Source organism: Rickettsiales bacterium (assembly GCA_041396965.1).
GTDB lineage: Bacteria > Pseudomonadota > Alphaproteobacteria > Rickettsiales > SXRF01 > SXRF01.
Genome location: JAWKXN010000001.1, coordinates 1,390,765 through 1,403,413, shown reverse-complemented (window position 1 = coordinate 1,403,413; position 12,649 = coordinate 1,390,765). Strand labels below are relative to the sequence as shown.

The window sequence follows — 12,649 nt, the reverse complement described above, 5'->3', positions numbered from 1 at the left end:
TTTTTACGTTTATTACTAATTATTACTAGCGCATTTGATAGCGGCGTTTATTGCCATATCTGGTAAAAATAATATAGTATATAACGCTTCACGATCTTGCCAATAGCGTTTCATTAAATCAAGGCGCGTTGTATCTATATCCCGACAATCGGAGTTTATAGATCTTATCCTATTCATGTGGCAACCAACTGATTCATTAAGAACAGACTTTATTTCATATGGAGAGTCCACGAATCTTTTACATACTTGTTTTTTCTGGTCATTATTACAAAAATTAGCGTCTTCAGCTTTCCTAACCACAAGATTACAAAAAAAGTCCATATAATTTTTCATATACGACTTGCCGCTGCCAGTGCCGTGTGTGGTGTTCGGAGGAGGAGGAATTGAATGGCCAATATCTATTTGTGGTCTTATTTGATAATTGTTTTGGGTATTGGGAACGTAGTTATTAGCATTGTATGGGTTTCTATAGCCATTATTAGTAGCACCATACCCTACTGGATTATTGTTACCAGCATTACTGTTTAGATTATTATTAATCCATGGAAGCTTTATATCGGAATTACCATCAGAGGTGGATAGTCGTCTGTTAATATTTTCCATCTGTCTTTGCATGTTCGGGTCAAGATCTAAGTCACGGTTAAGACCAGCGGCTTCCTCATAAGTAAGAGCTTTCGGTTTATTATCCTGATCATCATCTCTGCCTTCTATCAACAGCTTTTGAGTAGCTTCCGCTGACATTGAGCGATTATATTGAGCGTAAGAAAGCTCTGAAAAGTTTAGGATAAAAATAAACGCTATTAGAGCTGTAAGTAATTTCATATAATATACCTGATATTATTTATGCCGCGCTTTTTTTATCAGCTTTTAGTGTTATATATTGGTGTATTGCCGCTGCCGCGTCACGTCCTTCTTTAATCGCCCAAACGACAAGAGACGCTCCACGCGCTATATCCCCAGCGGCAAATACTCCATCAATACTGGTCATAAAGCTGTTATTATCTATTTTTACATTCCCATATTTATTTATCATAAGTTCTGGTGAATCAAATATATCTTGTATATCCTCCGCTTCAAAGCCGAGAGCTTGTATCACCATATCAGCGTCTAGGGTAAAAGTCTCACCTTCTACTGGTTTTATTGATTGGCGACCACTAGCGTCGTTGTTGAGCAAGCGCATACGTTGAACTAATATTTGCTTTACTTCTGTATCACCAATAAATGCTTTTGGAGAAGATAGCCACATAAAGTCTACGCCCTCATCTTCAGCGTTTTTAACTTCTCTCGCGCTTCCTGGCATATTCGCTTTATCTCTACGATAAAGGCAGGTGACACTTTTCGCCTTTTGGCGAATTGCGGTTCTAACGCAGTCCATAGCGGTGTCACCACCACCAATAACCACTACTTTTTTCCCTTCGGCGTTTAATTGTCCGCTATCAAAATCAGGAACATTATCACCAAGATCTTTGCGGTTACTAGCGATAAGATAAGGAAGTGCCGGAGATATATTATCTAGGCTGGAATTAGGAATATCTATCTCTTTATATTTATACACGCCAGTAGCTATTAAAACAGCGTCATGTTTTTTCTGTAATTCTGAGAATTTTATATCTTTGCCAATATCAGTATTTAGATGAAAAATTATGCCACCTTCCTCAAGTAATTTATGACGGCGAATAACCACTTCTTTTTCCATCTTAAATCCTGGTATGCCATACATCATCAAACCACCAATACGATCATATCTGTCATATACATGCACGCTGTGACCTTTACGGCGCAGCATATCAGCGGCGGCAAGTCCGGCGGGACCAGCGCCTATTATTCCAACTGAAAGTCCGGTTTCTACTTTTACCGAAATTGGCTTTACCCAACCATTTTCAAAAGCTGTTTCTGTTATATATTTTTCTACCGCGCCGATAGTGACTGATTGGTAGCCTTTTTCTATGACACAATTCCCCTCACATAATTTATCTTGTGGGCAGATTCTACCGCATATCTCAGGGAAAGTGTTGGTAGCGCTTGAGGTCTCATAAGCTTCCTGAAGCCTGCCTTCGGCGGTTAGCTTTAGCCAATCAGGTATGTTATTTTGTACTGGGCAGTGTATCTGACAGAATGGGATACCACATTGCGAGCAGCGGGAAGCCTGCTCTTCCGCTTTTTCTTTAGAGAATTTTTTATATATCTCATTAAAATCCTCCTTGCGGGAATCAACGTCTCTTATTTCTGGATTTTTCTGTGGTGTATCAACAAATTTTAGCATATGGCATAATCATTTTTATTAATATTTTTATTATATATGGAAAGATATTTCGGCACTATCATCTCAACAGATGTCGGAGATATACTAAGATGCTCAAATTTCTTAGCGCTATCGTTAACTGTATTGTTATATTTTAGTAACTTCACCTGATCCCTAGTGAGGGGAGGATTTGGCATATACTCAAAGAAGGCAGCGATAAACGAGGCAACACTAAAAGGAAGTGGCATCAATATTCTTTTTTGATTGGTAACTTCCATTATATATTCTAAAATTTGTTTGAAACTATAGATTTTACTACCGCCAAGTTCGTAAGTCTCCCCTTGTGTGTTAGGTTCGGCTAGGCATTTTTCAATAGCACGTGCCACATCATCAACATATACCGGCTGGAATAAGGTTTTCCCGCCGCCAATTAATGGGAGGAAGGGCGATATATTGGCCATTTTGGCGAATTTGTTGAAGAAATTATCTTCCGCTCCGAATATTACGCTAGGTCTTAGCACTGTCGTGTCAGGAAACGCTGAAAGAACAGCCAGTTCTCCGAGTATTTTTGAACGAGCGTATCCAGAGCCATATTCATGGTCAACACCGAGAGCTGAAATATGTATAAGTCTTTTGACACCGGCGTTTTTGGCGGCTATTGCCAGTTTTTCAGCGGCAATAGAGTGTATTTTCGTGAATTTTTGTTTTCCCGATTCAAATAATATGCCAACTAGGTTAATTACAGCGTGTGAGCCTTGCAGAATATCCGAATATGATTCTGGTGAATTTATATCACTGGAGATTACATGTATTTGACCAACGTTACCGCAGCTATAAAGGTGACTAGCTTTGTTGGCGTTTCTGGAAATAACTCTTATCCGATAACCTGCTGAGGCTAGTCTACGGGTTACATAAGTTCCAAGAAAACCAGCCCCACCGAGTATTGTTACTACCCGTTGTTCCATAAATTTATATCCTGCCTATAATTAACCAAATATTTAATGAACTAAATATTTGCTATTATTAGAAACCGAAAAGTAAGAAAACACAACTATTTTTATATTTAATATTTATAGGTTTGAGATTTATTTTAATTTGTGTTAGTTCGTCAAGAGTTTGTGCTAATTCATTGATAATAGGAGGAATTATGAGATTAGGATTTTTTTCGGCTATTTTTATATCATTTTTATTTATTATTAGTGGAAGCGTATTAGCTAAACCTACCAGACTTGTACTTAATAATTATCTGTACTCTTGTCCTCCTCCGACTAATGTTGGACTTACGGCTGATTCTGGTAGTGGAGCTTTTAGTGAGGATTATCTATTTGTTCATGTCGTGGATAGTAAGGGTAATGATTTTGAGGCTTGGTGTGAAGTTGGGCTTGCTATGTCAAATTATCAATTTTACATAAGCAAAGGTAATAAGAAGGAGATGATTGATATATGTGAGCTGTTCAGGGGAATAAACGATGTATCTCTTACTATTGATGGCACTACCTCAGTAGTTACCTCTCCAAGTGGCGCTAAAGTAATCAATGTGAATGGTGATATTTTAACCTATTATCATCACAATTTTAATAGCTCAAAAGATTTCCATACTATTTACAAATATAAGACTAAGCAAAAAACAAGAGTAAACACTGTACGTGTTAAAGAGCCAGGAAAACCAAGAAAATCAAAAGTTGTTGACGCTGAGAAATCAACTTTCTCAATATCTTTCGATAAAGGTGACAGGCAAGAGCAGGCTCAGGAAATAGTGCACGCTCCTTTACCGGAGGGAGAAGAGAATTTTTCTTGCGCTGATAGCGAGCCAGCGGTCGCTTATAACGCTGAGGTTGAGATGTGGGAAGTTCCGGTAAACTATAGTGAGAATCCGGTTGAGGTGTTGTACCCAACTCACATTAATATAGCTGATATTTCGTCCGTTAAAAATAAAGAAATTGTGTTTGATGTTTCTTCTCAAGAAGATAGAGATTTTTTTAGTGTGGCGATAGATAGTATCTATAAAAAACCATCAGTTGTTATTGATGGAAAAGCTGTGAGTAGTTTCAAGTTCAATAATTCAAAAACTCACACTACGATAAATATTGATATAGATAATAAACCTCATAAAATTATAGTCAAAGATTTAGAGGTATAGCTGGTATATAGGCTATTACTCCTCCTTTCCTGTTCTCCCTAAACCAGAATGATATAGTTGTATGGGGCATAATTAAAAAAGTGTGATGCTAGAATCTGCATAATTGCTTTATAAAACAATGCGATATACTGTATTTTTAAAAAAGGATTATAAAAGTGTCTAAAAACGCTGTGTAAAATGCGGTTTGAGCAGCATAAAAAGCAATGGCAAATTGCGTGGTCGTAAACGGTATCGTTGCAACTTGTGCTTACATCAATGGGTTGATAAGCGCGGCAAAAAAACCGACTATAAGCGTTACTATTTAGACTGGCTGCACAAACGCCGAACACTAGCAGAAATTGCTAGCATTCTTGATATTTCCATCCCCAAGCTCACCAAGAATTTGATGCTCTTGAGTGGGCAGAAGGATTAATTTTTCCTGCCTCAAAAGAAGCGATTAACCTGCTCATGGATGCGTCTTTCTTCGGCAGAGAATATGGCTATTTCTGTGCGCATGATGGCAGCAGAATCATTTATTACCAAGAGATCAAAACCGAATCAGTGAAGCATTTGCGTGAAGCTTTGCATGAGCTTGTGCAGGCAGGATATTGCTTCAAATCAGTGACCATTGATGGGCGCAAAGGGTTTTATGAAAACATCAGAAAAACACTTGGTGGAGTACCAATTCAAATGTGTATTTTCCATCAAAAAGCGATTGTAAGGCGATATACTGGAAATAATCCAAAGCTCCGTCCTGCAAAGGATTTGAAGGAGTTGATGGAAAAATTATGCAATACCGAACCAGAAGATTTTGTGGCTCAATTTTACGCTCTGGCAGAGCAGCACAAAGGATTCCTGAATGCCAAAAAGGGTGGAAGATTTACGCACGGAAGGACGCGTTCTGCATATAATTCCGTGCAAGAAAATCTGCACAGGCTATTTACATACAAGGAATTTCCAGAACAGAATATTCCGCCAACAACCAACCATCTAGAAGGCTTCTTCTCTCACCTCAAGGAAAGAATAAATATCCACCGTGGGTTGAAACTCCATAGAAAGAAAAAAGCTATAAAAGCTTTCCTCAATTCTTTCTAAAAAGCATCACACTTTTTTAATTATGCCTTGTATGGGAGAGGAGCTAGAGCAGTCAGCATAGAATGGATTGTTGCCGCTAGTTTATCCAGTATATTAATATGCAGGATTTTTTGTTGCTCGCTAAGTTATATTGAGAGTCAGCTATACAATCCTTACTATTTGGCTCGTTTATCGTTATAACATGTTTGTCTGGAGCAGGGTTAATAGCTTTTGCCTCCTTAGGAGTAAACGCTCCACTTAGGTTACCATCTGGTAGTTTTGTAGCCAACGCTATACCGTTTCCTGAATGTTCACCGTCAGTATAGTAGCCAACGAAATATCCAACGTTATCTCTTCCATCTATTTCTGGAACATCAAATCCAACAACTATATCGCTGTTATTAGGAGACTTTGTTTTACCTGTTTGGAAGTTCATTATAATATTTGATTCCACCAAGTGTTTCCAAAACATGATGGTCTCATTTCCTGTAATCTTACCATCACCATTTCCATTTCCTCCATTCAAACCAAACATTGATGCTGTTTTAATATCACCGGGATATTCATTAAATCTTGTTCTAAAAACATCCACAGCTGCCACATATCTTTGCGCGGTACTTTTTATTTTTCTTAATTTGAGAGAGCTAACTTTGTCGGTCGTATCAAATATAGACAAACCATCAAATAAGCTGGTAGTGTTTTTTTGGGTCGCGTTTACCTCAGGTTTTGGTAGCGAAAAAAACGCTACCAAAACGATTGATGGTAATATTAATAATCTACTATTTTTTAGCATATAAAATATAGTAATATTTAGCTTTTTGCCTGATGCATGTGAACATCTTGCTGTGGATAAGGTATAGAAATTCCTTCTTTATCAAATGCTTCTTTTACAGCTTCCACGATCTCAAAGCGGGCAGCCCAATAGTCAGCGGTTTTTACCCATGGACGAACGATAAAATCAACACTACTAGCGCCAAGTTCTGATACCGCTATGGTAACGGCTGGATCTTTTAGCACTTTGCTATTTGACTCTACCACACTTTCAAGAACTTTTCTTACTTTCTTCAGATCATCATTATAACCACAGCCAAATACTAGGTCTATACGTCTATTTTCCTCTGTTGAGTAATTGGTTATACTGCCAGAAGTGGCAGCTGAATTAGGGATTATAATGGTTTTATTATCACCAGTTTTAAGGGTGGTGGTAAAGATATTTATATCTTTTACTACTCCTGATGTTCCAGCTAATTCCACGAAATCACCAGTTCTGAATGGACGGAAAATAACTACCATAACACCAGCGGCAAAATTTGAAAGAGAGCCTTGTAAGGCAAGACCAATGGCAAGACCAGCGGCGGCAAAAATCGCGGCTATGGAGGTTGTCTCAATACCAAGCTCTGAAATCGCGGCTATTATCACAAACGCCATTATCAACGCATAAGCTATATTACCAATGAATGACACCAGCATTTCATCAACACTCGCTCTACCCATTGATTTTTTAACTATGTTAACAATTCTCTTAGCCACCCATTTGCCAATTATAAAAATGGCAAGAGCTAATAATATTTTAAGACCATACTCAGCTATATAGGCAGTTAGTTGTTCAGTATTAATGTCTTTGTTGTTTAAGAAATCCATGTTTTCCTCCATATATTTTGTATGTATTTAGTAGTATTGTATGTAATTTCATACACACATAAAATATAAGAGTAAAGCATTATAAAGTACTAATCTATCAGTCATACTGGGTTTTTTACCGCCATTTTATTTTTAAGGAATGATATTTTATATGTTATAAGCCCAGCTACTATTCCTGGAAATATCTCATATAACGCCGCGCTATAACCTAGATATTTCCATAATAACATAGAGATAAGGCCAATAATCATCATTAAAGTAGCGGTTTTTTCAGTGGGTTTTCCTCCAAGCGCATATACCAGTAGCAACGGAGAAAAAGCGGAGCCAAGCGCTGACCAAGCGAGTTTTACTAGTGAAAATACATTGTCATCTCCGTAAAGAGCTATGGTAAGGGCGGTTACCGTTACAAATATGGTTCCAATTTTTGTAAGAATATAATTATCTTTACCAAATTCTAAGTCTTGGGTAAGTGCCGCTGAGCAGCTTAAAATTTGTGAGTCAGCGGTAGACATGGTGGCGGCGAAAAGTCCAGCTAATATCATTCCGATTAAAATTTCAGGAAGCAACATTTGTGCAAGATTAGGAAGAGCTAGTTCACTGTCAAAGCTAATTCCTTCTGTGGCTTCAGGAAGAAGTATTCTCGCGGCAAAACCGGCTGTAAGGGTGAATATAGTGAATAATAAGTACCATCCATAATAGTAAAACCGTACAGCTTTCATATCTTGTGGTCTGTCCATCGCCATAAAACGTATCATAATATGAGGTTGACCAATTACTCCGATTCCAGCGACTGTCCAGCTAGTTATCAGTAACATAGCGCCTATGAAAGGTCCCCATAATAGGTCTTCAGGAAACCAGTTCATATAAGTAGGTGATATATTATTAAGCTTTGTGATAAATTCATTAAGCCCACCGACATGGTTAATCGCGGTGAAGGCGAGTAAAGCCATAGCCGCTATCATAACAAATGATTGCGCGGCATCTGTCCATATTGACGCTCTGATACCACCAGCGAAACAATAGGCGAGTACGATTACGCTGCCTATGATAGCTCCTATTGAATAGTTCCAGCCAAACAATACATGTAATGCTTTACTGCCAGCGCTTAACTGAGCCGCGGCGTAAGTGCCAAGAAATAGAATTATAATTACAGCGCTTATTTTACGAACCATTGTATAGTCTCGTCCTGACCAATCGCTAAGCAAGCCAGAAAATGTCGTAATATGACGTTTGCCAGTAGCTACTCTAAGACGTTTATGTATGAATAAGCTAGCTAGAAAATCTCCAAATATCCATGGTAGTATGACCCATATAGAGGAAAGACCAGAAGCGTAAGTATAGCCGATCATCGCTATGAACATGAAGCCACTATTATTGGTAGCCACCGCTGATATGCCAACTAACCATGGTTTAACACTGTTGCCAGCGACTAAATAATCATTTGTGGTATTTTTACTTTTAATTATTGAGGCAAGACCAACCAATGTAAAAAATAAAAGAAAAGCAACAAAACTGGCTATTATCATAATACTTCGCTTTCTTTAGTTATGGCAAAACCTATAGATCAGGTTACTCCACTAAGCTAAAACCATCAGCCAATAACATGAAAGCTATTAAAGGAAGACTGATGATTATCGGTAATCCAGAGAAGAACATATAGTATATGAACGGTGATTACCGAACCCTGTATTAAGACGATGATTCACAATGAATCAGAACAGGGTGTAATTAAAATAAACAGGATGATACCAAACATCATCCGACTAAAAACTGATAAGCCATATATATGACTTGATAAGGTTTTATCTATTATTTAGGTTTTTTAGTCAATTATTTTCTATTTATTTATAGTAAATTACCTTTATTTTTTCCTACAGCTTGCTTTGCGCTTCTATAAACACACGTTTTATTTCTGGGAAATCTTTTTTAATACTCACCTCAATTAAGCTTATGGTGTTTTCCATTTCCTCAACTGATATATCGTCGGTAAAATCAACTCCAGCGACCACAAGTATATCATCAGGTCCTAAATGCATTGTCCGAAGTTCGCTTATTCCCTCAATTTCTTTTTGGCTTTTTATTATATTAATTATACTATCTCTTACTGTTTTAGAAGCACCTTCTCCTATTAATAACCCTTTGGTTTCATAAGCGAGTATGGTTGCCGTTCCAGCAAGTATAAGACCAATGACTATTGAGGCGGCTCCATCAGCCCATACCGCGCCGGTATGATGCGCGATCGCTATTCCTATGAAAGCGACTATAAGACCAAGCATCGCGGCGCTATCCTCAAATAACACGGTGAATAACGCCGGATCCTTTGAGCGTCTTACCGCCTCAAAAGTTCCCATTTCTCCTCTTATTAGTTTGAATTCACGGTATGCTATCCACCAAGCTCCAGCTTCAAATATCATGGCTATTCCAAGTACGATATAATTGATCATTGGGTTTGAGATTTCTTCTGGAGAGGATAGTTTATGAATTCCCTCATATAGGGAAACTCCCGAGCCAACGGCAAATACTAATATAGCCACCACGAAGCTCCAGAAGTAAATCTCAGCTCCATAAAAAAGGGTGACGTTCATCAGCTGGACGTTTTGAGCGTTTCATTCCATAAAGCAACAAGCCTTGATTTCCGGTATCAACCAGAGAGTGTATAGCTTCTGATAACATGGCGGAAGAGCCGGTGTAAACGGCCGCTATGAATTTTACTATTGAGATTAACGTATTACCGGCAAGAGCCGCGAAAATAACTTTTTTAGAACCTGATGCCATGACGTAAGGTTTTTTATTTAGTGTTTGTATTAATTTGCTGAGATGATTTGAATATATAGTAATATATCCTTTTTTTCTATAGATAATGGTAGATAATAGGGTACTATATTCATAGTTATTAATTACATTTATAATTTTTATTATGAAAAGAGTTTTCAAATACACTCTATTATTGATTTTGACTTTTATAGTCTTGGTGTCGTGCTGGGTATATGTTTCCGCCTATTCAAAACCTAAGCTGCCAGAGTTAAAGAATGGGGATATTGTTTTTCAGACCATAAGTTCACCTCAGACTTTAGCTATAATGTTGGCTTCTGGGACTGTTTATACTCATGTTGGAATAGTAAAAATTGGTGATGATGGAAAACCAGTTATTATAGAGGCTATCGGACCTGTGCGTGAGATTGATATTGATAAATGGATAGAACAGGGGATAGGTAATTTTCTAACCGTAAAACGCTATAAAGGATTAAAACCACAGGAGGCTGAACGTATATTTGAAGCCGCGAGTAAGTATTATGGTAGACCGTATGATTTCTTTTTCCTGTTTGATGATGAGAGGATTTATTGTAGCGAGTTGGTTTATAAGGCTTTTAAGGAAGGGCTTGGTATAGAGCTTGGTGTTGTGGAGAAGGTTGGAGATTTGAACATAAATAATATGGCGGCCAGAAAACTAATAAAGCAACGTTGGCAAAAACACCCGCTATGTCAGGAAGCGGGTATGGATTTTAGTAAATGTAATAAAGTTATTATGAACCAAGAGCTTGTAACTCCAGCTAGTGTGCTTCGTGATAGTAAGCTTGAGCTTATCTATAGTAATTACACGCCGTTTTAGGTGGTTTGTAGTTGATTGTCTTTATTTGGCTGGGGCGGGAGGATTCGAACCTCCGCATGGCGGAATCAAAATCCGCTGCCTTACCGCTTGGCTACGCCCCAACGCATGAATAATATGACGAGATGACAGTCTAATCAATTGTTATATAATAACAAATTGACATGGAGTATCACGCCCTGATGTTAGGCTGCGTATAGAAGCCTAAACCAAACAATTTGTCAATCATCTAAGTAACGCTATAAGCAAAATATGTTAAATTATTAGATTTTTTTGGATTAATAAATGTTTTTGTAATTTATGTTATATGTTTATCTTGCTGTAAAATAATAATAAATGTCAACATTACAAAAAAGCAATATAAATTACATTGTCTGCATATGTAAAATATGTTAAGCGTAGGCTCTTAAAAAGAGATAAATTAATGAAATTTAACTAATAGGGTGGAATGCTTAGTAAATAATATAGTATTTGTTAGGGAATTTAGAATGTCAGCAGAAAAACAGATAAAAAATAATAAGATAGCCACAGGTGAGAGCTTATATTCTTATGGGGGGAATATAAACAAAACAGCTAGATTTTATGTGATTTCAGATGTTGTGGCTATGTTTGCTGGTTTTGCGGTAGCGTTTTTGTTAGCTCTTGTTTTTAATAGTTTATTTATGGAGCGGGGAGATGTTTTTCTCGCTAATACTTATAGTATCTCTCAAATAGCTTCTTTTATAATTGTTTCTGGTGGTATTGTGGCATGGTTTGCGTCTAGTGGTCATTATAGAGTTCCGATGCCTTTTTGGATGGAGGTTCAGAAAATAGTGGCGGCGTTGGGCTTTGCCATGTTGCTTGATGGTTTTTTACAATTCGTTACTAAACAAGATATGTCTAGGATATTTATTATATCAGGATGGTTGTTGTCAGCGGCATTTGTAATAGGTTTTAGATATTTAGTTAGGAAATTTTCATTAAAGCGTGGTAGCTTCTATATACCTACTTTGGTTGTAGGTTCTGGGGTGGCTGCCGAAAATATAAAGCAGGCGTTAGAGCAGTCTGGAGAGCTAGGATATAAGGTAGTCGCTCAGATAAACAACCTACCTGAGGTATTTTTACAATCAGGTCGTTCGTGGAAAAATATTTGTGAGAGTTATGAGGTTGATCACGTAATCATAGCTATGGATAGCCATGATTTTTCTGGCACGGAGAAGATAATGGAAAAGCTTAATCGTGAAGATATTTCATTTTCGTTTGTTCCATCAGTGCAGGGGCTTCCGGTTAGTGGTATGTCGTACCAATATTTTATCAATAATAATACAGCGCTTTTGACTATGGATAAAGTGGCGGGACGTAATTTTCAGCAATTTATAAAGCGGGCAGTGGATGTTTTTATATCAGGGCTTGCTCTTATTTTACTATCACCGCTAATGTTAGTTGTATCGTTATTTATAAAGCTTGATGGTGGCAATGTTTTCTTTGGACATAACCGTATAGGTAGGGAAGGTAAGGTTTTTCCGTGTCTTAAGTTTCGCTCTATGGTTATAAATGGTGATGAGATTCTTAAGAAACATCTTGAGAATAGCTCGCAAGCTAGAGCTGAGTGGGAGGCTACTCAAAAGCTTAAAGATGATCCTCGTGTTACGAAAATAGGAAAATTTTTAAGAGCCACAAGTCTTGACGAATTGCCGCAGCTTATTAATGTATTGCGTGGCGATATGAGTTTGGTTGGACCTCGCCCAATAGTAAAAAATGAAATAAAGCATTATGATAAAGCTATAGCTTATTATAAGAAAGTTCGCCCTGGTGTGACTGGACTATGGCAAGTTAGTGGTCGTAGTGACGTAAGCTACGGGCAGAGAGTCCAGATGGATAGCTGGTATGTGAAGAACTGGTCATTGTGGCATGATATAGTAATAATGTTAAAGACATTTCCGGCTGTTATAAAGCGTAGTGGTGCCTATTAGAGGCCGTACGTGCT

13 protein-coding genes and 1 tRNA gene are annotated in these 12,649 nt (G+C 37.7%); 5 read left to right on the top strand and 9 right to left on the bottom strand.

Annotation, left to right across the window (positions count from 1 at the left end):
• Positions 1 to 15: 15 nt before the first annotated feature.
• The 3 genes from R3D71_07310 to R3D71_07300 are packed head-to-tail and all read right to left on the bottom strand — an operon-like array spanning position 16 to position 3,207.
• A complete protein-coding gene (locus tag R3D71_07310; protein ID MEZ5691454.1) occupies positions 16 to 822 on the bottom strand; it encodes a hypothetical protein in 807 nt (268 codons plus the stop codon).
• Between the two features lie 19 nt (positions 823 to 841).
• Positions 842 to 2,263 carry an NAD(P)-dependent oxidoreductase gene (locus R3D71_07305; GenBank protein MEZ5691453.1) on the bottom strand — a complete coding sequence of 474 codons (1,422 nt, stop codon included), beginning with the start codon at positions 2,261 to 2,263 and terminating at the stop codon, positions 842 to 844.
• On the bottom strand, positions 2,257 to 3,207 hold the full coding sequence (locus R3D71_07300; GenBank protein ID MEZ5691452.1) for a complex I NDUFA9 subunit family protein: 951 nt from the start codon (positions 3,205 to 3,207) through the stop codon (positions 2,257 to 2,259). The genes R3D71_07305 and R3D71_07300 overlap by 7 nt, the downstream gene beginning before the upstream one ends.
• Before the next feature lie 182 nt (positions 3,208 to 3,389).
• Here R3D71_07300 and R3D71_07295 point away from each other — a divergent pair, with 182 nt between their 5' ends.
• From R3D71_07295 to R3D71_07285, 3 genes are all read left to right on the top strand, one after another.
• Positions 3,390 to 4,382 carry a hypothetical protein gene (locus R3D71_07295; protein MEZ5691451.1) on the top strand — a complete coding sequence of 331 codons (993 nt, stop codon included), beginning with the start codon at positions 3,390 to 3,392 and terminating at the stop codon, positions 4,380 to 4,382.
• A gap of 184 nt (positions 4,383 to 4,566) precedes the next feature.
• Positions 4,567 to 4,794 (top strand): hypothetical protein, encoded by a 228-nt coding sequence (locus R3D71_07290; protein ID MEZ5691450.1) that lies wholly within the window; start codon positions 4,567 to 4,569, stop codon positions 4,792 to 4,794.
• A 35-nt stretch (positions 4,795 to 4,829) separates the two neighbouring features.
• A complete protein-coding gene (locus R3D71_07285; GenBank protein MEZ5691449.1) occupies positions 4,830 to 5,456 on the top strand; it encodes a hypothetical protein in 627 nt (208 codons plus the stop codon).
• Between the two features lie 76 nt (positions 5,457 to 5,532).
• Here R3D71_07285 and R3D71_07280 read toward each other — a convergent pair whose 3' ends face one another.
• From R3D71_07280 to R3D71_07260, 5 genes are all read right to left on the bottom strand, one after another.
• Positions 5,533 to 6,228, bottom strand: coding sequence for a hypothetical protein (locus R3D71_07280; GenBank protein ID MEZ5691448.1), 696 nt, complete (start codon positions 6,226 to 6,228; stop codon positions 5,533 to 5,535).
• A 17-nt stretch (positions 6,229 to 6,245) separates the two neighbouring features.
• The gene (locus R3D71_07275) at positions 6,246 to 7,076 is read right to left on the bottom strand and encodes a mechanosensitive ion channel (GenBank protein MEZ5691447.1); all 831 of its coding nucleotides are present in this window, start codon (positions 7,074 to 7,076) and stop codon (positions 6,246 to 6,248) included.
• A 101-nt stretch (positions 7,077 to 7,177) separates the two neighbouring features.
• Positions 7,178 to 8,602: a sodium/proline symporter gene (locus tag R3D71_07270; protein ID MEZ5691446.1), complete on the bottom strand. Its 1,425-nt coding sequence runs from the start codon at positions 8,600 to 8,602 to the stop codon at positions 7,178 to 7,180.
• Positions 8,603 to 8,947: 345 nt separating this feature from the next.
• Positions 8,948 to 9,661 (bottom strand): cation diffusion facilitator family transporter, encoded by a 714-nt coding sequence (locus tag R3D71_07265; GenBank protein MEZ5691445.1) that lies wholly within the window; start codon positions 9,659 to 9,661, stop codon positions 8,948 to 8,950.
• Positions 9,633 to 9,851 carry a cation transporter gene (locus R3D71_07260; GenBank protein MEZ5691444.1) on the bottom strand — a complete coding sequence of 73 codons (219 nt, stop codon included), beginning with the start codon at positions 9,849 to 9,851 and terminating at the stop codon, positions 9,633 to 9,635. The genes R3D71_07265 and R3D71_07260 overlap by 29 nt, the downstream gene beginning before the upstream one ends.
• A gap of 142 nt (positions 9,852 to 9,993) precedes the next feature.
• Between R3D71_07260 and R3D71_07255 the strand changes: the two genes are divergently transcribed.
• Positions 9,994 to 10,686, top strand: a complete 693-nt coding sequence (locus R3D71_07255; protein MEZ5691443.1) for a YiiX/YebB-like N1pC/P60 family cysteine hydrolase — start codon at positions 9,994 to 9,996, stop codon at positions 10,684 to 10,686.
• Between the two features lie 26 nt (positions 10,687 to 10,712).
• On the opposite strand, the gene R3D71_07250 is transcribed toward R3D71_07255, so the two are convergent.
• Positions 10,713 to 10,787 (bottom strand) — tRNA-Gln (locus tag R3D71_07250).
• 384 nt (positions 10,788 to 11,171) lie between these two features.
• Here R3D71_07250 and wbaP point away from each other — a divergent pair.
• Entirely contained in the window at positions 11,172 to 12,635 is a 1,464-nt protein-coding gene (gene wbaP, locus R3D71_07245) for an undecaprenyl-phosphate galactose phosphotransferase WbaP (GenBank protein ID MEZ5691442.1), read from the top strand.
• Positions 12,636 to 12,649 lie beyond the last annotated feature (14 nt).